The 21,099-nt window shown below is 67.9% G+C and carries 20 protein-coding genes and 1 tRNA gene; 15 read left to right on the forward strand and 6 right to left on the reverse strand.

Going from position 1 to position 21,099, the window contains the following annotated elements:
• Positions 1 to 225 (forward strand): VOC family protein (locus B0F77_RS32425; protein ID WP_211294164.1); only part of this gene is annotated, 225 nt, incomplete at its 5' end.
• Positions 226 to 380: 155 nt separating this feature from the next.
• Complete coding sequence (locus tag B0F77_RS32430) at positions 381 to 1,088, forward strand: class I SAM-dependent methyltransferase (protein ID WP_211294165.1); 708 nt, start codon at positions 381 to 383, stop codon at positions 1,086 to 1,088.
• A gap of 44 nt (positions 1,089 to 1,132) precedes the next feature.
• Here B0F77_RS32430 and B0F77_RS32435 read toward each other — a convergent pair.
• Positions 1,133 to 1,217: transfer RNA gene (locus B0F77_RS32435), tRNA-Ser, on the reverse strand.
• A gap of 49 nt (positions 1,218 to 1,266) precedes the next feature.
• The gene (locus tag B0F77_RS32440; RefSeq protein ID WP_242642580.1) at positions 1,267 to 1,698 is read right to left on the reverse strand and encodes a MarR family winged helix-turn-helix transcriptional regulator; all 432 of its coding nucleotides are present in this window, start codon (positions 1,696 to 1,698) and stop codon (positions 1,267 to 1,269) included.
• Between the two features lie 166 nt (positions 1,699 to 1,864).
• On the opposite strand from B0F77_RS32440, the gene B0F77_RS32445 reads away from it, so the two are divergent.
• From B0F77_RS32445 to ypfJ, 4 genes are all read left to right on the forward strand, one after another.
• Positions 1,865 to 3,580, forward strand: a complete 1,716-nt coding sequence (locus tag B0F77_RS32445) for a bifunctional metallophosphatase/5'-nucleotidase (protein WP_086666834.1) — start codon at positions 1,865 to 1,867, stop codon at positions 3,578 to 3,580.
• A gap of 97 nt (positions 3,581 to 3,677) precedes the next feature.
• Entirely contained in the window at positions 3,678 to 4,244 is a 567-nt protein-coding gene (locus B0F77_RS32450; RefSeq protein ID WP_086666835.1) for a hypothetical protein, read from the forward strand.
• A 54-nt stretch (positions 4,245 to 4,298) separates the two neighbouring features.
• Positions 4,299 to 5,036 (forward strand): hypothetical protein, encoded by a 738-nt coding sequence (locus B0F77_RS32455; protein WP_086666836.1) that lies wholly within the window; start codon positions 4,299 to 4,301, stop codon positions 5,034 to 5,036.
• 595 nt (positions 5,037 to 5,631) lie between these two features.
• Positions 5,632 to 6,528, forward strand: a complete 897-nt coding sequence (gene ypfJ, locus B0F77_RS32460; RefSeq protein WP_086666837.1) for a KPN_02809 family neutral zinc metallopeptidase — start codon at positions 5,632 to 5,634, stop codon at positions 6,526 to 6,528.
• 55 nt (positions 6,529 to 6,583) lie between these two features.
• Here the strand turns inward: ypfJ and B0F77_RS32465 are convergent, their stop codons facing one another.
• Together B0F77_RS32465 and B0F77_RS32470 are read right to left on the reverse strand one after the other, a co-directional pair.
• Entirely contained in the window at positions 6,584 to 8,092 is a 1,509-nt protein-coding gene (locus B0F77_RS32465; RefSeq protein ID WP_086666838.1) for a M28 family metallopeptidase, read from the reverse strand.
• Positions 8,093 to 8,173: 81 nt separating this feature from the next.
• Positions 8,174 to 8,806, reverse strand: coding sequence for a GNAT family N-acetyltransferase (locus B0F77_RS32470; protein ID WP_086666839.1), 633 nt, complete (start codon positions 8,804 to 8,806; stop codon positions 8,174 to 8,176).
• 45 nt (positions 8,807 to 8,851) lie between these two features.
• On the opposite strand from B0F77_RS32470, the gene B0F77_RS32475 reads away from it, so the two are divergent.
• Positions 8,852 to 9,817 carry an NAD(P)H-quinone oxidoreductase gene (locus B0F77_RS32475; RefSeq protein ID WP_086666892.1) on the forward strand — a complete coding sequence of 322 codons (966 nt, stop codon included), beginning with the start codon at positions 8,852 to 8,854 and terminating at the stop codon, positions 9,815 to 9,817.
• Here B0F77_RS32475 and B0F77_RS32480 read toward each other — a convergent pair.
• Positions 9,801 to 10,445, reverse strand: a complete 645-nt coding sequence (locus tag B0F77_RS32480) for a class I SAM-dependent methyltransferase (protein WP_086666840.1) — start codon at positions 10,443 to 10,445, stop codon at positions 9,801 to 9,803. The genes B0F77_RS32475 and B0F77_RS32480 overlap by 17 nt on opposite strands.
• Positions 10,446 to 10,464: 19 nt before the next feature.
• Positions 10,465 to 11,664, reverse strand: coding sequence for a cysteine desulfurase-like protein (locus B0F77_RS32485; protein WP_086666841.1), 1,200 nt, complete (start codon positions 11,662 to 11,664; stop codon positions 10,465 to 10,467).
• A gap of 91 nt (positions 11,665 to 11,755) precedes the next feature.
• Here B0F77_RS32485 and B0F77_RS32490 point away from each other — a divergent pair, with 91 nt between their 5' ends.
• Genes B0F77_RS32490 through B0F77_RS32525 form a run of 8 tightly spaced genes read left to right on the forward strand, consistent with a single transcriptional unit; the run spans position 11,756 to position 21,052 of the window.
• Positions 11,756 to 12,232 (forward strand): bacterial proteasome activator family protein, encoded by a 477-nt coding sequence (locus tag B0F77_RS32490; RefSeq protein WP_245848935.1) that lies wholly within the window; start codon positions 11,756 to 11,758, stop codon positions 12,230 to 12,232.
• Positions 12,233 to 12,291: 59 nt separating this feature from the next.
• Positions 12,292 to 13,131, forward strand: coding sequence for a class I SAM-dependent methyltransferase (locus tag B0F77_RS32495; RefSeq protein ID WP_086666843.1), 840 nt, complete (start codon positions 12,292 to 12,294; stop codon positions 13,129 to 13,131).
• A 59-nt stretch (positions 13,132 to 13,190) separates the two neighbouring features.
• Entirely contained in the window at positions 13,191 to 14,108 is a 918-nt protein-coding gene (gene wzm, locus B0F77_RS32500; protein WP_086666844.1) for a galactan export ABC transporter permease subunit Wzm/RfbD, read from the forward strand.
• Between the two features lie 16 nt (positions 14,109 to 14,124).
• On the forward strand, positions 14,125 to 14,925 hold the full coding sequence (gene wzt, locus B0F77_RS32505; protein ID WP_086666845.1) for a galactan export ABC transporter ATP-binding subunit Wzt/RfbE: 801 nt from the start codon (positions 14,125 to 14,127) through the stop codon (positions 14,923 to 14,925).
• Positions 14,926 to 15,828 (forward strand): galactofuranosyltransferase GlfT1, encoded by a 903-nt coding sequence (gene glfT1 / locus B0F77_RS32510; protein ID WP_086666846.1) that lies wholly within the window; start codon positions 14,926 to 14,928, stop codon positions 15,826 to 15,828.
• A gap of 24 nt (positions 15,829 to 15,852) precedes the next feature.
• Complete coding sequence (locus B0F77_RS32515; protein WP_143467002.1) at positions 15,853 to 18,123, forward strand: YfhO family protein; 2,271 nt, start codon at positions 15,853 to 15,855, stop codon at positions 18,121 to 18,123.
• The gene (locus tag B0F77_RS32520) at positions 18,120 to 19,166 is read left to right on the forward strand and encodes a glycosyltransferase family 2 protein (protein ID WP_086666848.1); all 1,047 of its coding nucleotides are present in this window, start codon (positions 18,120 to 18,122) and stop codon (positions 19,164 to 19,166) included. The genes B0F77_RS32515 and B0F77_RS32520 overlap by 4 nt, the downstream gene beginning before the upstream one ends.
• A gap of 26 nt (positions 19,167 to 19,192) precedes the next feature.
• Positions 19,193 to 21,052 (forward strand): DUF6541 family protein, encoded by a 1,860-nt coding sequence (locus B0F77_RS32525; RefSeq protein ID WP_342746862.1) that lies wholly within the window; start codon positions 19,193 to 19,195, stop codon positions 21,050 to 21,052.
• The last annotated feature ends 47 nt before the right edge of the window (positions 21,053 to 21,099 follow it).

Raw genomic sequence — 21,099 nt, forward strand, 5'->3', positions numbered from 1 at the left:
GTCCCGCCCACCGACTACGAGACGCTGAACGCGTTGCTGGCCAAGGGATCCCTGCACGGCGTCATCTTCGAACTGGACGACGTGGACGCGAAGTTCGAGCAGGTCCGCGCGGCCGGCGCCGAGGTCCTGCAGGAGCCGATCGACCAGTTCTACGGCGTCCGCGACTGCGCGTTCCGCGACCCGTCCGGCAACATGATCCGCTTCTCGACCCCGCGCGCGTCGTAAATCGCTTCTGGGTTTCGGCGTTGGTGTGCTTCAGTCAGGTCTTCGGTTCCACACGAGACAAGGTCGATGCCATGGGCAGCCCCGGACACACCGGGTGCCTTCGCAGTACCCGGTGACACGTTTCCGCATTCGTTGCGATCACCAGGAGCTCTACCTTGACGTGGTACACCACTTTCTTCACTGATCTCGCCAATGGATTCTGGCGCGGCGCCGTCCAGGCCTCGCAGACCGTTGCCGAGATCGACTTCGTGATCGGTCTCAGCTCCGGGCGCCGCGTGCTGGACGCGCCGTGCGGCAGCGGCAGGCACAGCATCGAACTGGCCGGCCGCGGCTATTCGGTCACGGGCCTCGACATCTCCGCGGAGGCCATCGCTTTCGCCCGTTCGTCGAACTCGGACGTCGACTGGCGGTTGGACGACGTCCGCAATCTCTCGTCGCACGGATTCTCCGCGGACATCGCCATCTGCATGGGCAACAGCTTCGGCTACCTGACCCACGCGGAGTCCTGCCGATTCCTGACCGACGTGGCGGGCGTCGCACCGGTTCTCGTGCTCGACTACGGCTGCGCGGCCGAGTCGTTGCTGCCCGGAATGCCGGGCGAGATCCGGATGTCCGCGGGTGGCGTCGACATGGTCGCCACCAACTCGTACGACGTGCCCACCGGCCGGCTGTTCATCGAATTCGAGTTCACCGACGGTGAGCGGACCCAGCGGTCGACTGCCGTACAACACGTCTACCCGGCTGCCGAGCTCAGCCGAATGCTCCTGGCCGCCGGTTATGACCGGGTCGACCTGTTCGGCGACACGGACGGCAGTGCGTTCGAGATCGGCAGCCATCGATTGTTGGTGGTGGCGCGCCGCTGAAAGCGAGGAAGGCCGGGGCGATTGGCCCCGGCCTTCCTGGTTTGCGGAAGCGGAGGGATTTGAACCCCCGGACGGTTGCCCGTCTCCCGCTTTCAAGGCGGGTGCATTCGGCCGCTCTGCCACGCTTCCCCGACGCGAGCCACGAACCACGAACCACGGACCGCGTCAGCCGGGAAGCCTAGCCGTTCGACTCTCGCAGGTGTGTCATGACCCGGTCGAACACCTTGGCCAGCACCTCGCCCTCCTCTGGGGTGATGAGGTCGACGATGTGGGCTCGCACGCCGCGCAGGTGGGTTGGGGCGGCTTCTACCAGCTGGGCCATGCCCTTCTGGGTCAGTTCGGCGAGGACGCCGCGGCCGTCTTCTGTGCACTCGCGGCGCAGCACTAAGCCGGCCTTTTCCATTCGGGCCACCTGGTGGGAGACGCGGGACTTCGAGGAGGCCACGTCTTCGGCCAGCTGGGTCATGCGCATGCGCTGGTTGGGCTGTTCGGAGAGCCTGACGAGGATTTCGTAGTCCGCCAGTGACACTCCGTGAGTGTCCTGGAGCTCTCGGTGCAGCCGGTCCATGAGCATGGAGGAACCGTTCACGTAGGTGCGCCACGCACGCATCTCGCCGTCGTCGAGCCAGCGCGGCTCCTGCTCACTTGACGTCACGCGAACAAGGCTAAACCCGCGCATGACGATCCAGTCATTGCTCTGGAAAACGTGGCGTCGGCGAGGCAGACTCCTCCGCCGTACACGCGCGTTAACCACGCCTTGGAGAGGCTTCTAACCCATGAGTTCGTTCAGACGGCTTTCCGTTCTGGCGATCACCGCCGCCGCGGCCACTGTCATCAGCGCCACCGGGCCTGCCCAGGCCGATGCCCAGTCACTGCGCGGTCGGGGCACGGTTGACGTGCGCCTGATCGGGATCAACGACCTGCACGGCAACATCGAGCCGCCGAGCGGGTCCTCCGGACGGGTGATCCTCCCGGACGGCACGACCGTCGACGCTGGTGGCGCCGCTTACAACGCGACGCACATCAAGAACCTCCAGAAGGAGGTCAAGAACTCCGTCGTCGTCGGGCAGGGTGACCTGATCGGCGCTTCGCCGATCGTGTCGGCGCTGTTCCACGACGAGCCGACGATCGAGGTGCTCAACAAGGTCGGCATGGACACGACCGCGGCGGGCAACCACGAGTTCGACGAGGGCTACAAGGAGCTCCTGCGCATGCAGCGCGGTGGCTGCCACCCGACGGACGGCTGCCAGTTCCGGGACACGTACCCCGGCGCGCAGTTCCCGATCCTCGGGGCGAACGTCACCAAGGCCAAGACCGGGCTGCCGGCGCTGCCGCCGTTCTGGGTGGAGATCCGCGACGGGATGCCGATCGGGTTCATCGGCATGCCGCTCAAGGACGTGCCGATCCTGGTCGACCCGAACGGGATCAAGGAGCTGCAGTTCGGCGACGAGGTCAAGGCGGCCAACAGGTACGCCAACTTCCTCGACGCGATCGGCGTGAAGTCGATCGTGCTGCTCATCCACCAGGGCGACCAGGTCACCGCGCCGACCGGCGGGCCCAACGCGTGCAACGTCGCGCCGAACAACCCCGGCACCGCCATCGCCACGCAGGTCAGCCCGAAGATCGACGCGGTCTTCTCCGGTCACAGCCACCAGCACTACAACTGCGTGGTCAATGACCCGGCCGGCAACCCGCGCCCGTTCATCGAGGGTCTCGCGTTCGGGCGTGAGCTCAGCGTCGTCGACCTCAAGATCGACCGCCGGACCCGCGACGTCGTCCGCGGTGAGACGAAGGCCGACAACAAGATCGTCACGCGCACGGTCACGCCGGACCCGGAGATCCAGGCGATCGTCGACGTCGCCAAGACCAAGGTCCGCCCGATCGCGAACCGGCCGGTCGGCACGATCACCGCGGACATCCTGCGGGCGGCGGTCCCGTCCGGCGAGTCGCCGCTGGGCAACCTGATCGCCGACTCGCAGCTCGCGGCCACCACGGGCAACGGCGCGGTGCTCGCGCTGATGAACCCCGGTGGCGTGCGCGCTGACCTCACCTACGCCACCTCGACTGAGAACGAAGGCAACGGTGTTGCGACCTACGGCGAGACGTTCACCGTCCAGCCGTTCGGCAACATCCTGCAGACGGTCACGTTGACCGGCACGAACATCAAGAACGCTCTGGAGCAGCAGTTCAGCGCGGCCAGGACGTTCGTGCTGCAGCCCTCCGCGGGCCTGAAGTACAGCTGGTCGGCGTCCGCGCCGTTCGGTTCGAAGATCTCGGATGTCACGATCAACGGCACTCCCCTCGACCCGAACGCGAGCTACCGCGTGACGATCAACAGCTTCCTGCAGGGCGGCGGTGACGGCTTCAGCGAGTTCACCAAGGGCACCACCATCACCGGCGGTGGCATCGACCTGGACGCGTTCTCCGCGTACCTGAAGGCGCACCCGAACCAGGGGCCCCCGGCGACCGATCGCATCACGCGACTGCCGTAACCGCAGACCGCGGCTGAAGGCCATCTCGGCGACGAAAGTCGCCGAGATGGCCTTTTTCGCGTGTCGGACTGCTCCATTTGATCTAGGGTGAGGGCCGATGTCCTGGTTGCGTCGGCTCCTGCTGCTCGCCGGTCTGGTGACCGGCGCCTGGCTGCTGGGCAGCGCAGGCGAGGCGAACGCCGACGTCAAGGTCGAGATCGACCACCTCAAGGTCGAGGTCCGGCTCCCCGTCGCCGACATCGGGCTCAAGATCGAGACGGGTCTCGCGCCGCAACAGCCACAAGAGCCCGTACCTCCGAGGCCGGCCCCGCGGACGGACACTCCCGCGCCGCCGCCTCCCGCAGCAGCGCGGACACCGTCGAAGCCGGCCGAAACGCCCGTCCAGGCCGAGGTGCCGCAGCAACAGCACACAGCACCACCGTCGACGACGCGGCCCACGAACCCCGTGCCCGTCCCGCAGCAGCCGCATCCGCAGGCCGAGCAGCCGATTCCCGGCACGCTCCCGCAGAGCGGCGCGGGGACCACCTCGGGCAACCAGATTCCGGCGGGCACGCTGCCGCACGCGATGCGGCCGCCCACCACCACGACGTCGCTCATCAGCACCGAACAGCAAGACGTGCCGCGCATCGTGCGCGCGGAGGAACCGACGTTCTCACCTGACTGACCGTGCGAAGCCTCCACAGCCACGCACAGGTCATTCACTCCAGGGAGAACCGTCATGCGCAAGAACCTCAACCGGACCATGTCCGCCGCACTGCTGACCGGCGGCATCATGGTCGCCACCGCCGGGTGGGCCCAGGCGATTCCGGTGCCGCTCAACGTCGACGACGAGATCCGCGTCGGCAACCTGGTGAGCGTCCCGGTCAAGGTCTGCGGCAACGCGATCAACGTGCTCGGCACCAGCGACGCCACCTGCGAGGAGGCGCCCGCCGCGCGCATCCAGACCGACAAGGCGCTCGTCTCCGCTCCCGTCACTGTGTGCGGCAACTCGGTCGGCGTCGCCGGCGGCGGCAACGGCAGCTGCGGCTCGACCAAGCCCGAGGAGCCCAACGGCACCGTCGAGGCCCCGGTGACGGTCTGCGGCACCAGCGCGGCCGTGCTCGGCACCGCGAGCGGCGACTGCGGCAAGACCGACGTGCCCGAGGAGCCGCAGCCGGAAGACCCCAAGCCCGAAGACCCGAAGCCCGAGGACCCCAAGCCGGAGCAGCCGGGCGAGAACCCCGGCAACGGCAACCCCGGCGGCGGCAACGGCAGCGACAACTCCGGTGGCGGCAACACGGGCGACGACTCGGGCGCCGGCACCCCGCAGACCGGCGAGAAGGCCGCGCTGGCCACGCCGATCCCGAACCTGTCGAAGACCGGCGCCGACCCGTTGGAGTTCCTGCTGGTGGGTCTCGGCCTGATGAGCGCGGGTGTGATGGCCCGCCGCGGCGCGCGTCGCGTCACGAAGGCCTGACACCAGGGCCTTTTCTGCGAGGCCTGATCGTTTCCTGATCGTTTTCTGACAATCGCCCGGCGAGTGGGTTCTCGCCGGGCGATTGCTGTCTGCACAGTCGATCTCCGCAGGTCACCCGTCTGACTTCACCAATTCAGGTTTCGGGTGAGGTGTTGAGAAATGCGCTGATCAAGCGCATGCTCGATAACGAGCTGGCAACCGGAAGGTGAATGAACTAGACCACCGGAGGCCACGCCCAGAAGGGGTAGGTGGTGCTGTGCAGGTATCTCCTCGCTGTGGCGAAACGCGGTCTGTTGCATCCCCGCGAGTGGATCGGACGTGAACGGTCCGGTCGCGACTGTGTAGCAACGGACACGAGGTTTCGGGTGCCCCGGCGCCATCGGCGTCGCTCGGCGCACTTCGACGCTGTTGAGCTCGGCATCGGTGTCGTCTCATGGCGTCACCGGCTGAGCCCCACGCCAACCTTCGTGGGCCGTAGTCGTCACTACCAAATGGGAAAGCCTCGGTGCGGGCCCCGACGTCGGGCTCCGCACCGAGGCATGTTTCGTGCTTTATCGTTTGCGGCACCCATGGGGTCCTTGGCAGGAGGATTGCGGTGCAGTTCAACGAAGGCGCGGAACTCGATCTCTCTCAGGTCTCGGACCAGCGGGGCGTCGGTGGCCGGGTGGCCGGCGTCGGCGGTGGCCTCGGCGTGGTCGGCCTGATCATCTACTTCCTGGTGCAGCAGTTCACCGGCATCCAGCTGCCCGCGGGCGGTCTGGAGGGCATGGGCGGCAACAGCCAGGTCGAGTCGAGCCAGCTGGCCGAGAAGTGCAAGACCGGCGCCGACGCGAACCGCGACAGCGACTGCCGGATCGTGGCCACGATCAACTCGATCCAGGCCTTCTGGACGGACCAGTTCGCCCGCTCTGGCAAGTCCTACCAGGTCACCAAGACCAACTTCTTCCGCACCAGCGTGAACACCCGCTGCGGCAACGCCACCTCCGCGGTCGGCCCGTTCTACTGCCCCGCCGACTCCCAGGTGTACATCGACCTGGACTTCTTCAACGAGCTGCGCACCAAGTTCGGCGCGACCGGCGGTCCGTTCGTCGAGGCCTACGTGCTGGCCCACGAGTACGGCCACCACGTGCAGAACCTGCTCGGCACGTCCGACCGCGTCAGCTCGCGCACCGGCCCCACGTCGGACTCGGTCCGGCTGGAGCTGCAGGCCGACTGCTACGCCGGTGCGTGGGGCAAGGCCGCGACGACGGTTCCGTCGGCCAACGGTCAGCCGCTGATCTCGAACATCACCCAGGAGGACGTGAACGCGGCTCTGGACGCGGCTTCCCGCATCGGTGACGACTTCATCCAGCGCGAGCTCGGTGGCGGGCGGGTCGACACGACCAAGTTCAGCCACGGCAGCTCGGCGCAGCGGCAGAAGTGGTTCACGACCGGGCTGCAGACGGGCGATCCGGCGCGCTGCAACACGTTCGACACGAACAACCTGGGCTGAGCTCGATGAAGGGCTCCTTCATCCACGTGAGGTGGATGAAGGAGCCCTTCATCCGTTAAGACACGGCCGCGTGCGAGTGGTCCTCGTGCGCGGTCAGCGACATCTTGGCCGCCGAACGGGCGTCGGCGCGCTTGGAGCGCGGCGGCACACCGTTGACGTCCTCGGTCGAGACGCCGTAGGCAGCGGTCACGAACGCGATAGCGCCCGCGTTGCGGCCGAGCGCCACCCGGTCGAGGTTGCCGAGGTTGTCGCACTTCGAGTGGTAGCAGGGGTCGTAGGCAACGCCCGCCGTACCGCCCCACTTGGCCGCCTGGGCCGCCGTCTTGACGCCCTCGGCGCCGGTGAAGAGGCCGCCGGCCGGGATGCCCTGCGCGATGAACTCGCCGTAGTCGGAACGGCCCGAGAAGTCGGTGCCTTCGGTCGGGACGCCCTTGGCCACGAAGTAGTCGGCGAAGGCCTTCTCGATCTGGGCCGAGCCGTACGGGCCGGGGCCCGCGCCGGTCGCGTCGGAGTCGTCGCCGTCGTAGATGAAGTACGCGGCGTTCGGCGAGGCGACCATGTCGAAGTTCAGGTACAGCGCGATGTCCAGCTGCTGCTCGAACGTCAGCGAGCGGACCCACTCCTCGGAGCCGATCAGGCCGCGCTCCTCGGCACCCCACCAGGCGAACCGGATCGCGTTGTCGACCTTCGGGCGCGAGCCCAGCTGCAGCGCGGTCTCGAGCAGCGACGCGGAACCCGAGCCGTTGTCGTTGATGCCGGGGCCGACCTCGACGCTGTCGAGGTGCGCGCCGGCCATGACGACGTTGTTGGTGCGGCCGGTGCGGGTCTCGGCGATGACGTTGCGCTGGGTGCGGTTCTCGAGGTGGTAGCGCATGTCGACGGTGATGGCGGACCCGGCCTTGCCTGCCAGCGTGGTGCCGTCGGCCTTGGAGACGCCGCCGGTGGGGATCTTGCCGGGGTTCGTCAGCGTCACGTTCGACAGCGGGCCGTCGGCGTTGTTCGAGACCAGCACCGCGACGGCGCCGGCGGCGAACGCGTTGAGGTGCTTCTGCTCGAACGTGCAGCCACCGCGGCGGATCAGGGCGACGGAGCCGGTGAAGTCCTGGCCCGCGAAGTCGGTGGCTTCACAGCCCGTGGTCGCGTCTTCGGGGACAACGCGCAGCGGGCCGGTCACGCCGCCGACCGGGGTCTGCGGCGAGGCGGTCATGACGAGCGCCTCGTAGCTCACGCCGCCGACGGTGGCGGTCTTGGCGTCCACGACCTGGATGTCGAAGTTGAAGGTCGGCGTCGTGACGATGAAGCCCTCGTCGCGGAGCTTGCCCGCGACGTACTCGACGCTCGCGTCGTAGCCGGGGGTCAGGGCGGCGCGGGTGCCGCCGTTGCGGTCGGCGATGCGCTGGAGGGCGATCAGGTGGCGGTTGATTCCCTCAACGGTCACCTTCTTGGCGAGCTTCTTGGCGAGCGCGGGGCCTTCGGGTTCTGTTGCGGCGGTCGCGGTGGCGGTGGGGGCTGCGATCAGTGCCGAGATGGCAAGCACGGTCGCCAGCTTGGATCTGCCGGACATGTGAACGTTCCCCTTCGTTCGAGATGCCTCAAACAGTCACAAAGAGGAGACCTGGGCCACAATCCATCGCTCGGCGGGTGTTCAGGCGGTGATCAGCTGAACACACTCAGCAAGCCCTTCGACGGCGACGTTCCACTCCGGGCGCACGAAGTTCTCCTTGTCCAGACGCAATCGCACGTGCTCAAGGCGCTCGCCGCGGGGTGCGGCACCGATCGTGCCGTCGTGCACGTAGCCGAGCTTTGCGCTGACACGGTTGGACGCGTGGTTGCCCAGCCATGCCGCCGAACGAGCGATGCGCGCGTCCAGGTGGTCGAAGGCGAACTGCAACACGGCGATCCGCATCTCGGTGCCGAACCCGTGGCCCTGAAACTTCTGGCCGAGCCACGAGCCGGTGTTCACCTCGCGCAGCACGCCGAAGTCCCGTGCGCCGATGTCCTGCACCCCGATGACCTCGCCCTCGTGCCGGACCAGGAAGCAGATCGTCCAGTCCTTCGGCGCGAGCTTCGCGCGAGTGCCCCAGAAGTGCTGCAGCATGCCGAAGCCGTGATCGTCCGGGAGGGTGTCGGTCCACGGCACGTAGAACGGCATCTCCGCCGGGTCGTGCACGCCTTCCTTGGCGACCTCGACGAGCTCGAACAGGCCGGAGTCGTCGTCCGGGCGCAGTTCCAGGCGCGGGGTGCGGAGAATCAGATGTCGTAGTGGCCAAGCGTCCATGATCCGATGGTGCCGGACCTGTCGATCGGTATTACGGTCGACTGTATGCATGCCATCACTGTTCGCGAACCTGGCGGCCCGGACGCGCTCGAGTGGACCGAGGTCCCCGACCCCGTGGCCGGTCCCGGTGAGGTGCTGATCGACGTCGCCGCGAGTGCGGTGAACCGCGCGGACCTGTTGCAGCGGCAGGGTTTCTACCCGCCACCGCCGGGCGCGTCGGACATCATCGGGCTGGAGTGCTCCGGCACGATCGCGGCGCTCGGCGAGGGTGTGACCGGCTGGAAGGTCGGCGACGAGGTGTGTGCGCTGCTGGCCGGCGGCGGCTACGCGGAGAAGGTCGCGGTCCCGGCGCAGCAGGTTCTCCCGCTGCCACAAGGCGTCGACGTCGTCACGGCGGCCGCGCTGCCCGAGGTCGCGTGCACGGTGTGGTCGAACGTCGTGATGGACGGCCGGTTGAAGACCGGCGAGACGTTTCTCGTGCACGGCGGTGCGGGTGGCATCGGCACGCACGCGATCCAGGTCGCCAAGGCACTTGGTGCCACTGTCGCGGTCACGGCCGGTTCGGACGAACGCCTGCGGAAGTGCGCGGAGCTCGGCGCGGACATCACGGTCAACTACAAGACCCAGGACTTCGTGGCCGAGGTCAAGCAGGCGGACGTCGTCCTCGACAACATGGGCGCGTCCTATCTGCCGCGCAACATCGACGTCCTCGCCCCGGACGGCCGGTTGATGATCATCGGCATGCAGGGCGGTGTGAAGGGCGAGCTGCCGATCGGCAAGCTGCTGTCCAAGCGGGCGTCGGTGATGGCGACGGGTCTGCGCGCACGCACCATCGACAACAAGGGCGCGATCGTGGCGCAGGTCCGCGAACACCTGTGGCCGTTGATCGAGAGCGGTGCGGTGAAGCCGATCGTCGGCCAGGTCGTGCCGATGTCGAACGCCGCGGAGGCGCACCGGATGCTGGAGGCGAGCGACGTCTTCGGGAAGGTGCTGCTCAGGCGAGAGCGGTAGCAGCGGCCAGCGAGGTCCGGGGAGCCGTGCGGAACTCCAGCCCGAACTCCTCGGACCACCGCGTCAGCACCGCCTGCTCGTCCGGCCGGTCCACGTCGTCCGCGAGCACGGTCGCTCCCGGCGCCAGCACCGCACGCAGCACGGGCAACGCCGGATAACGCGAGTCGCCGAACCCCGGGCCGTCCACCAACAGCAGGTCGACCAGACCGAACCGCTCGACGTACCCGAGCACTTCGTCGTGCACCTGCTGCGGCGCGTACCACTGGCCGTGCCGCGACAACGCCGCCGGATGACGCGACAACGGTGCGTGCACAACGCGCGCGACAGAGCCCAGACCTTCGCGTCGTAGTTGTGAGGCAACGAAAGCAGCCGTGCGTTCGTCGTGCTCGATCGCCAGCAGGTGCCCGAAACCGCGCTGCTGCAACAACCGTGCCAACAGGACGGACGAAGAGCCGCAGCCCAGTTCCACCAGAACGGTCCGGGCGCCGAGCACGATCTCGTCCATCACGGCGACGAGGGCGGCCGGCCGGAGGTCACCGGACAGCTGGGGCAGGTACTCGGTGTCGAGTGAGCCGATGCGCTGCAGGGCCGAGAGATCGGCGAGCTCGCGAGCCAGCGAGTCGTCCAAAAAAAGATCTCCCCAACACTCAGCCCAGTTCGGCCACCGCCCGCACCAGGTCGTCCACTTCCAGCGCGTTCGTGTAGTGCGCGAGCCCGACGCGGATGGCGCCGCCGACCTCGCCGACGCCCAGCACCGAGAACACCCCGTGCTGACCGGGGTCGGCGAACGCGCAGACGCCTCGCGAGGCGAGGTGTTCGACGCCGTCCTCCGCCTTGACCCCGGCGATCGTGAACGCCAGCGCGGGAACCCTGCGCATGGCGTCGCCGATCACCATCACGTGTCGCAGCGAACGCAGTTCGTTGATGAGATTAGCGAGCAGCCCGGCCTGGTATGCCTTCACGGATCCCAAAGACGTGACCAGCCGCTCACGGCGCGTGCCCGAGGCCGAGTCGTCGAGGTCCGCCAGGTACTCCACGGACGCGACGAGACCGGCGAGCATCGGGTAGGCGTGCGGACCGAGCTCCAGCCGCTCCGGACCGCGGGCGGTCGGGTCGACCGAGACCGACGGCAGCCGCTCCAGCACCGACGGATCGCGGAACACCAGCGCGCCGACCGGCGGGCCGCCCCACTGACCAGCGGAAAGAGCCACGACGTCGGCACCCATGCCGACGATGTCCAACGGCACGAACGGCGCGGCCGACGAGGCGTCCACGACCATCAGCGAACCGTGCGCCCGCGCCACCGCCGAGATCTTGCCCAGGTCCGGCCGGGTGCCGACGACACCGGACGCCGCGGTGATCGCGATCAGCTTGGTGCGGTCGGTGACCAGCTCGTCGTACTGCCAGCTCGGCAGCTCGCAGGTCTCGATGTCTATCTCTGCCCATTTGACCGCGCTGCCGGTGCGCTGGGTGGCGCGCAGCCACGGCGCGATGTTCGTCGGGTGGTCCAGCCGGGACACGAGCACCTCGTCGCCCATGAACCAGTCGTCGGTCATCACCTCGGCGAGGCGTTGCAGCAGCACCGCGGAGGACGGGCCGAGCACGACGCCCGCCGGGTCGCCTCCGACGAGGTCCGCGACGGACCTGCGCGCCGCGTCGACGATGGCCTCTGCACGTTGTGAGGCGGGGAAGATGCCACCGGGACCGGAGACCGGGGCGCGCAGCGCGGTGGAGACGGCGGTGGCGACCTGTTCGGGCACCTGCATGCCGGCGGGTGCGTCCAGGTGGACCCAGCCGTCGCCGAGCGCCGGGAAGAGTCCCCGTACCCGTGCGACGTCGAACGCCATGCCACACACCGTACGTATGAAGGCAAACACGGTGTCGGCCAGCCCCCACCCGGATAACCCCTGTCGGATGAAAGAGGCGAGGATGGAGACCATGAACCAGGAGCAGCCCGTTGTGATCGTCGGCGGCCAGGACGGCGACATCACCGACATGGTCGAGCAGCCCGCGAAGGTCATGCGGATCGGCACGATGATCAAGCAGCTGCTCGAGGAGGTGCGCGCGGCACCTCTGGACGAGGCCAGCCGCAACCGCCTCAAGGAGATCCACAAGCGGTCCATCGAGGAGCTCGAGGACGGTCTGGCGCCGGAGCTGCGCGACGAACTGGAGCGGCTCTCGCTGCCGTTCACCGAGGACGGCACCCCGTCCGACGCCGAGCTGCGGATCGCCCAGGCCCAGCTCGTGGGCTGGCTGGAAGGCCTGTTCCACGGCATCCAGACGGCGCTGTTCGCCCAGCAGATGGCGGCGCGGGCGCAGCTGGAACAGATGCGCGGCCGGGCACTGCCCGCCGGCAGCGGTGGTGACGGCGCCGACGGTGCCACCACGGGGAAGGGCACCGGCCAGTACCTCTAGCCGAGATACCGGGTGGTGGCCCTACGATGCGCGCTGAACTTCCCGTGAGAGGAGCCATCGTGCTCGAGCAGGTGCGTCGCGGCCTGTCCGCCAAGCAGTTGCGCCACAAGCTGCGCATCAAGGCCATCGAACTCGTCACGGACGCCGTGGCACCGATCCGCGCGCAGATCGACGACCTGCAGAAACAGGTCGACGAGCTGCGCGTCGAGATCCGTCACCAGGGCGACCGCGCCGTGGAACAGACGCGCCAGCTGGAGGTGCGCACGCGCCGCGACCTCGTGTTCCAGGGCGAGGCGGAGGCCGCGCTGCAGAGTGCGAACTTCGTGCGGGACAAGATGCCGCACACCCCGCAGTTCGGTCACCCGCACGAAACGCTCGAGTACGCGCTGTCGCTCGCGCCGAAGGACGGCCTCGCGCTGGAGTTCGGTGTCTACACGGGTACCACGCTCAAGATCATCGCGACCGCCCGCGAAGGGGCCGGCGTCTTCGGCTTCGACTCCTTCGAGGGCCTGCCGGAGAACTGGCGCAACAGCTTCCCGGCGGGCACGTTCAACGTCGAGGGCCTGCCAGAGGTGCCGGGTGCCGAGCTCGTCGTGGGCTGGTTCGACGACACCCTGCCGGGCTTCCTGGAGGCCCACGAGGGCCCCGTGACGTTCCTGCACGTCGACTGCGACCTGTACTCCTCGACCAAGACCGTGCTGGATCTCGTCGGGCCCCGCCTGGTCGAGGGCAGCGTCATCCTGTTCGACGAGTACTTCAACTTCCCCGGCTGGCAGGACCACGAGCACAAGGCGTGGACCGAGTACCTCGAACAGACCGGCATCGAGTTCACCTACGAGGCGTTCACCTTCGACAACGAGCAGGTCGCCATGAAGGTGATCAAGATCCCGGCCCGTTGACCAGTCCGTGACGTACCGGCGTCCAGGTCGTTCTCAGGACGCCGGTACGCTCAGTCCTCGTGCAAGCCACCAGTACCCTCGACCACCCCGAGGCGCCGCCTGCCGTCAAGTCGCGCAGCTTCAAGCGCGCGTTCGCCGACGTACGCGAGGCGTGGGACCACCGCGAACTGTGGGGTCACCTCGGCTGGCAGGACATCAAGCAGCGCTACCGCCGCTCGGTCATCGGACCGTTGTGGATCACGATCTCGATGGGCACGACAGCCCTCGCGCTCGGCTTGCTGTACTCGGTGCTGTTCAAAGCGACCGTTCCGACGTTCCTGCCGTACGTGACGGTCGGCTTCATCGTCTGGAACTTCATCGTCGGCTGCGTCACCGAGGGCACCGACGTCTTCATCGCGAACGAGGGGATCATCAAGCACCTCCCCGCGCCCATCACGGTCCACGTGATGCGCATGGTGTGGCGCCAGGTGCTCTTCCTGCTGCACAACCTCGTGGTCTACGTGATCGTGCTCGCCATCTTCTTCACCTCGCTCAACCACGAGTACCGGATCGCCGCGGACAGCCCGCTGCAGCCAGGCCTGAGCTGGACCATCGTGCTCGCGATCCCCGGTTTCGCGCTGCTCGCGGTCAACGCGGTCTGGATCTCGCTGCTGTTCGGCGTCATCAGCACCCGCTTCCGCGACATCCCGCCGGTGGTGAACAGCTTCATCAACCTGGTGTTCTTCATGACGCCGATCGTCTGGGACACCGGTGTGCTGAACCGGGTCACCGGTGGTGGTGGCGGCGGAGACTGGCGCATGCTCATCGCCGAGCTCAACCCCGTGTACCACTTCGTCGAGATCGTCCGCGCCCCGCTGCTCGGCCACACGGTCGACTGGCACCACTGGGCGGTCGCCGGCGGCTTCACCGTCTTCGGCTGGTTCGCCGCGCTGGTGATCCTGCGCAACTACCGTGCCCGCGTTTCCTACTGGGTCTAGAGGAGGTCGACAAACCATGGTCAGCATCGACGTCTGGAACGCATCGGTCGACTTCCCGATCTTCGACGCCAAGTCGAGGTCGCTGAAGAAGCTCGCGCTCGGCAAGGTCGGCGGCAAGATCGGCTCGGAGGGCCGGGTCCCGATCATCGAGGCGCTGCACGACATCACGCTGTCCCTCAAGGAGGGCGAGCGGGTCGGCCTGGTCGGCCACAACGGCGCCGGCAAGTCCACGCTGCTGCGCCTGCTCGCGGGCATCTACGAGCCGACCCGCGGTCAGTCGCGCATCGTCGGCAAGGTGGCGCCGGTCTTCGACCTCGGCGTCGGCATGGACCCGGAGATCTCCGGGTACGAGAACATCATGATCCGGGGCCTGTTCCTCGGCATGACCCGCAAGCAGATGGAAAAGCGCGTCGACGACATCGCGGAGTTCACCGAGCTCGGTGACTACCTGCAGATGCCGCTGCGCACGTACTCGACCGGCATGCGCGTCCGGCTGGCGCTGGGCGTGGTCACCTCGATCAACCCCGAGATCCTCCTGCTCGACGAGGGCATCGGCGCGGTCGACGCGGCGTTCATGGCGAAGGCCCGCGACCGGCTCAAGGACCTGGTGGCCCGCTCCGGCCTGCTGGTGTTCGCGAACCACTCCGACGAGTTCCTGGCGGAGTTCTGCGACACCGCGATCTGGATGGACGAGGGCCACGTGAAGATGCACAGCGGTCTGCGCGAGGTGCTGACCGCGTACAAGGGCTTCGACCCGTTCGAGCGGATGCACGAGCACGACCCGACCCCCGTGCTCAGCGGAAATGGTGGCGAGTAAGTGATCCCCGAGGCACTGCCCAAGGGCTCCGTGGTGGCGGTGGTGGTCACCCGCCACCGCAGGGAGCTGCTCTCCGAGTCGCTCAAGGCGCTGTCGACCCAGACGCGCGTCCCCGACCACCTCGTGGTCGTCGACAACGGCCCGGACCAGCCGGTCAACGACCTGGTCGAGCAGTGCCCGCTGCCCACGACGTACCTCGCCTCGCACCGCAACCTCGGTGGCGCCGGTGGCTTCGCGCTGGGCATCCTGCACGCCCTCTCGCTGGGTGCGGAGTGGGTGTGGCTGGCCGACGACGACGGCCGCCCTGCGGACGAGAACGTGCTGGCCGTCCTGCTGGAGGAGGCCGAGCGCCGGGGCCTCGCCGAGATCTCGCCGGTCGTCACGAACATCGACTCCCCCGACAAGCTCGCGTTCCCGCTGCGCAGGGGCCTGACCTGGAAGCGGCAGGCCGCTGACCTGGGCACCGACTTCCTGCCGGGGATCGCCTCGCTGTTCAACGGCGCCCTGTTCCGCGCCACGACGCTCGACGTCGTCGGCGTGCCGGACTACCGGCTGTTCTTCCGCGGCGACGAGGTCGAGGTGCACCGCCGCCTGGTCCGCAGCGGACTGCCGTTCGGCACCTCGCTGAAGGTCGCCTACGTCCACCCGGACGGCTCGGACGAGTTCAAGCCGATGCTGGGTGGCCGCTTCCACGCGCAGGACCCGGAGAACCCGGTCAAGCGCTACTACACCTATCGCAACCGCGGGTACCTGCTCGCCCAGCCAGGCATGCGCAAGCTGGGCGTCTTGGAGGTATTCCGGTTCGGCCTGTACTTTCTCGGGGTCCGCAAGGATCCGAAGGCCTTCATCGAGTGGTTGCGCCTGGTCCGTCTGGGGCGGCGTGAGCAATTCTTCCGCAAGTGAGCGCTTCGAAACCGATTGCTTGAGATGACTGCGACTCTGAGCCCGGCAGTGCCGTCGGGCAAACCCGGATTCCGGGAACGCGTGACGCCACCGTTCACCATGGTGGTCCTGGTACTGCTCGGTGCGATCATCCCGATGTACCGCAACCACATCTTCTACTTCTGGGACGACACGGCCGCGGCCGCCGTCCCGGTGTGGCAGCGGGTCGGCGAGGCGTTCAGCGAAGGCCGGATGCCGCTGCTCGAGCTCGACATGTGGCGCGGCGGTAACTTCGCCGCTGAGGTCGCCACCGGCATGTGGAACCCGGTCGAGGTCCTCCTCGCCGTGAGCACCGGCTGGATCGACAACATCGCGCTCGGCATCACGATCGTGAAGTTCGCGTTCCTGGTGGCGTTCTCGATCGGCACGTTCCTGCTGGCCCGCGAGTACGGCGCACGGCCGTGGATCGCGGCGGCCATCGGCACCGCGCTGCCGCTGTCGGGCTACGTCCTGTTCATGGACGGCACGTCCTGGATCAACGCCCTCACGACGTACGGCTTCCTCCCGTACGTGTGGTGGACGGCCAGGCGCACGGCGCGGCTCGGCAAGTCGACGGCGTGGGTGGTCCTCACGGGCTTCCTGGCGGCGACCACCGGCAACCCGTACGTGCTGGTCTCGATCTTCCTGATCGTGCTCGCGGTCTCGCTCGAAGCGTGGCTCGCGTTCGACAAGCGCAAGGTCATCAACCTGTTCGCGGCCGGCTTCGCCGTGCTGATGCTGAACGTCATCGTGTACCTGCCGTTCTCGCTGACCTCGTCGGTGAGCTACCGCAAGGACAGCAGGACGTTCAACGACGGGTTCCTCTCGCCGCAGCTGCAGGACTTCTTCGGAATGTCCAACCCGGCCGCGCAGCCGTTGATGAACATCTGGAGCGGTCTCAACCCGACGTTCCCGGCGCTTTACCTGGCGTGGTTCTTCCTGCCGCTGCTCCCGTGGTTCCGCTGGAGCGTGCTGTGGGAGAAGCGCAAGGAACTGCTCGGCCTGTACCTGTACACGCTGGCCTACCTGCTCCTGGTGCTCGGCCCGTCGAACCTCAACGTGTTCCGCTGGCCCGCCCGGTTGATCCCGTTCTTCTTCATCCCGCTGGTCATCATCTGGGCGATCGTGGCCAGTGAGGGCCTGCAGAAGACCAAGACGAAGGCACGCACGCTCGGATCGCTCGGAATCGTGCTGGTCGGGGCGTACTTCGGCTGGGCAGCACTCCCGCAGACCAACGTGCGCCAGGCCTACACGATGGTCATCGTGATGATCGCGGTGCTCGTGCTGCTGCGCGTCGGCATCGGCTCGTTCAAGGGCTTCGCGGTGATGGCGGTCGGCACGATCGGCTTCCTCGCGATGCAGACCGCGTGGTTCCCCGGCAACTACAGCGTGGCCGACTACAAGTTCCCGACCAGCGAAAAGGGTCTGGAACAGCGGTTCGAACACCGCTACGAGGGCGTGACGGTCTCGCTCAGCGACATCGGGAAGGTCAAACCGGGCGATCTGTACCCCGGTGGCGCCTACCAGGACTTCATCTTCGGCACGAACTTCAGCGTCGCCAACGTAGAGGCCCTGACCGCGTACAGCGGCGTCGGCTTCAACGCCATGGACCAGGCGCTGTGCACCGCCTACAACGGCGCAGTCACGTGCCCCGAGTCGTGGAAGTCCCTGTGGACTCCCCCGCCGGGCTCGAACAAGCCGCTGGCCGACCTGCTCCGCGCAGAAACCGTCGTCGTCCAGAACAACCTCATCGACACCCGGGACGTCCCTGCACCGGAGGGTTGGCACAAGGCCGAGTCCTCCGACCGCGTGGTCGTCTGGAAGCGCAACGACAAGCTCGCGTTCCCGGACGGCAGGCTGTCGTCCTACCCGGACGGCACCAGGATCGAATCCGACCGCATGACCGGCAAGGTCAGCGAAGAGGTTAAGTTCAGCGGCGCGAACGGCGGCAAGCTGGTCTTCTCCCGCCTCGCGTGGCCGGGCTACGTGGCCAAGGTCAACGGCCAGGACGTGCCCGCGAAGCTCGGACCTGCCGGTTTGCTCGAGGTCGAGCTGCCGAAGGGCGTCCGGGAGGGCACACTGCAGATCGACTGGGTCATGCCGGGCATGACCATCGGCCTCATCACCGGCGCGGTGGGTATCGTGCTGACCCTGGGGCTGATCTTCCTAGACCGCTCGCAGCGGCGCAGGCGCCGTGACGAGCCACAACGCAACTCAGACCTCGAGCCACTGGACGACGTGATCCGTGAGACCGTCGGAACAGGAGACCGAAAGTGACCGACCAGACGCGCCGACCTCTGGTGTCGATCGTGGTGCCGGCCTATGACGAAGCTCCGAACGTCAAGGGCACGGTCTCTCTCTTCCGCCAGATCAAGGAGTCGCAGCCGGACGTCGACTTCGAGCTCGTCCTGATCGACGACGGCTCCAGCGACGGCACGGCCGACCTCTTCATCGCCGAGCTCGGCGAGCAGGACGTGGCCAGGGTCGCGTCGTTCTCCCGCAACTTCGGTTCGCACGCGGGGCTCAGCGCGGGTTTCGCGCTGTGCCGCGGCGACTGCGCCCTCACCCTGTCCGCCGACCTGCAGGAGCCGGTCGAGGTCATCGACCGCTTCCTCGCGGAGTGGCGGGCCGGCAACGACATCGTGTGGGCCGTTCGCGCGGTCCGTTCGGTGCCGAAGGGCATCGCGAACAAGCTGGCGCTGAAGTTCAACGACTTCTTCGCCAAGCACTCCGACGTGCCGGAGACCTTCCCCAAGGAAGGCCCGTCGCAGATGCTGGTCAGCCGTCCCGTGCTGGACGTCGTGAACCAGATGCCGGAGCTCAACCGCAACATCCTGGCGCTCGTCGCGTGGGCCGGCTTCAAGCAGACCACCGTGGCGTTCGAGCAGAAGCCGCGGGCGGCCGACGACAGCAAGTGGACGACCAGCAAGAAAATCAAGCTGGTGTTCGACTCGTTCGTCGAGTTCTCGGTCATGCCGATCATGCTGATGATGGTCGCGGGCGTCGCCTTCACGGGCGTCGGCCTGACCACGATCTTCGGCTTCCTGCTCGGCGCCCTGATCACGCTGTCCGCGCCGAACGCGATCGGCATCATCGTCGGCGTCGTGCTCTTCGCGGCCGGTGCGAACCTCGGCTGCACCGCGATGCTCGGCCAGTACCTGTACCGCGCCGGTGACGACGCCCGTCGCCGCCCGCTGTACGTGATCCGCCAGGTCCGCGACGTCAACGCCCTCGCCGGTCAGCCGCCGCAGGGTGTCGTCAACGTGAACCCGCTGGACATCCCGGGCCTCACCAACGTCAACGGTCTGGGCCGGCCCTGATAGCAGCCCTTGCTCTGACGGCGGCCCTGCTCTGGGCCCCCGGAACTCTGCTGGCAGCCATCCTCGGTCTCCGGGGGTGGCTGCTCGCAGGTTCGGCCCCTGTCATCACGATGGGGCTGATCGGAGTGGGCGCGCCGCTCACGTCGGCCGTCGGGCTCCGCTGGAACGTCTGGGTGCTGCTCGGCTGCACTCTCGCCGTCGCGGTCGTGCTGCTGGTCGTCCAGCGCTTCGCCCGCACGCCGGTCGCCGTGCCCGCCTGGTCGCCGATCGGGTCGCTGACGGTCTTCGCCGGTGTCGCGGTGGCGGCGGGGATCGCGATCCTCACGATCGTCAAGGGCGCCTACGGGCTCGACTCGGTGCCGCAGGGCTGGGACGCGCCGTACCACGGCAACGGGATCCGGTTCATCGCCGAGACCGGCAACGCGGGCAACAGGGCGTTCGGCTGGATCGACGTGCCGGACAACCCCGCCGGTGCCTTCTACCCGAACGCTTACCACGCGTTCGAGGCGCTCATCTACAAGCTGACCGGCGTGACGATCCCGCTCACGATGAACACCGGAATGGTGATCACGGCGGCGCTGGTGGTGCCGCTGGGCACCGTGGCAATCATCAAGGCGTTCGGCGGCCGGGCGGGGTTCGCGGCGGCGTCGGCGCTGCTCTCCACGTCGTTCGCGGCGTATCCGTTCGACCTGTGGCAGTGGGGGCAGCTGTACCCGTACGTCGCCGGGCTGACCCTGATCCTGCCGTTCCTGGCGTTGTTCGTGCGGTGGCTGGACACGCGGGCCGACCGGCTCGGCGTCCTCGTGGCCGTGTCCGCGGTGGGGCTGGCCGCCGTGCACTCGGCGATGATGTTCGTCGCTGCCCTGCTCGTGCTCTGCCTCCTCGTGCAACGGGCCGTTCCGGCGCCGCGTGAGTTCCTCCGCCGCGACCTGCCGCGGCTCGGTCTGCTCGGTGTGGGCGCCGCGGTGATCGCCGTCCCGTACCTGATCGGTGCCTCGACGATGGCCGGCCGGACCTCCGCCTACAACTGGGCCGCGGTCACCACACCGTCGCGCGCGTTCGGCGACGCCGTGCTGTTCGGACACGAGGCGGAGGCACCGCAGTACCTGCTGGCCGCGTTGTCGCTCCTCGGCCTCTACCTGCTGCTCCGCGTGCCGATGTGGCGGTGGCTGCTGGGCGCGTACGGGATCTTCCTGGCGCTCTTCGTCGCGGCCGACGCCGTGGACGCCGACTGGGCCACCGCGATCACCTCGCCGTGGTGGAACGATCGCTGGCGGCTCGTCGCGGTGCTGATCCTCCCCGCCACCCTCGCCGCCGGGTGGGCGCTGAACCATCTGGTCAAGCTGGTGGAGCCACGTGGACACGTCGTGCTGCTCGTGGTCGCCGCGCTGGCCGCCGGTGGCTATGTCGCCGTGACGGACGGGTACGTCGAACGCAACGCGATCCGGCTGCACTGGACGTTCCGCAGCACCGTGGTGACCGACCAGGAGCGAGAAGGGCTGCTGGAGCTCGGGAAGATCGTCAAGCCGGGCGAGCGGGTGATGAACGACGGCGTCGACGGCACGGTCTGGTTGTACGCGTTGAGCGGCGCTGAACCGATCGTCGGCCACTACCCCAACCCGGCCACCCTCAGCCCGCGGCGCAAGGTGCTGCTCGACCGCTTCAACAAGATCGCCACCGACCCCGAGGCGGCGCAGATCGTGCGCGACCTCAACATCCGCTACGCCGTGGTGTCGAGCGGGCTGATGGCCGACTTCAAACGCTCTCCCGGCATGACGGACCTCGACGACGTGCCGGCGTTGAAGGCGGTCTACCGCAACCGGGACTTCCAGCTGTACGAGGTGGACTGGTCGAAGCTGGCGATCCGCCCGGAGCAGAACCGCTGACAGCGAACCCTTCTTGTCGCCGATGTGCGCTCGATGGTCCGCTTTGT

Source organism: Lentzea kentuckyensis (assembly GCF_002150765.1).
Lineage (GTDB): Bacteria > Actinomycetota > Actinomycetes > Mycobacteriales > Pseudonocardiaceae > Lentzea > Lentzea kentuckyensis.

Coding starts and splice junctions, on each gene's coding strand:
- B0F77_RS32440 (WP_242642580.1), bottom strand. CDS start 1,698: ATGCGTGCGTGGCGCACCTACGTGAACGGTTCCTCCATGCTCATGGAC.
- B0F77_RS32445 (WP_086666834.1), top strand. CDS start 1,865: ATGAGTTCGTTCAGACGGCTTTCCGTTCTGGCGATCACCGCCGCCGCG.
- B0F77_RS32450 (WP_086666835.1), top strand. CDS start 3,678: ATGTCCTGGTTGCGTCGGCTCCTGCTGCTCGCCGGTCTGGTGACCGGC.
- B0F77_RS32455 (WP_086666836.1), top strand. CDS start 4,299: ATGCGCAAGAACCTCAACCGGACCATGTCCGCCGCACTGCTGACCGGC.
- B0F77_RS32465 (WP_086666838.1), bottom strand. CDS start 8,092: ATGTCCGGCAGATCCAAGCTGGCGACCGTGCTTGCCATCTCGGCACTG.
- B0F77_RS32470 (WP_086666839.1), bottom strand. CDS start 8,806: ATGGACGCTTGGCCACTACGACATCTGATTCTCCGCACCCCGCGCCTG.
- B0F77_RS32475 (WP_086666892.1), top strand. CDS start 8,852: ATGCATGCCATCACTGTTCGCGAACCTGGCGGCCCGGACGCGCTCGAG.
- B0F77_RS32485 (WP_086666841.1), bottom strand. CDS start 11,664: ATGGCGTTCGACGTCGCACGGGTACGGGGACTCTTCCCGGCGCTCGGC.
- B0F77_RS32490 (WP_245848935.1), top strand. CDS start 11,756: ATGAACCAGGAGCAGCCCGTTGTGATCGTCGGCGGCCAGGACGGCGAC.
- wzt (WP_086666845.1), top strand. CDS start 14,125: ATGGTCAGCATCGACGTCTGGAACGCATCGGTCGACTTCCCGATCTTC.
- B0F77_RS32515 (WP_143467002.1), top strand. CDS start 15,853: ATGACTGCGACTCTGAGCCCGGCAGTGCCGTCGGGCAAACCCGGATTC.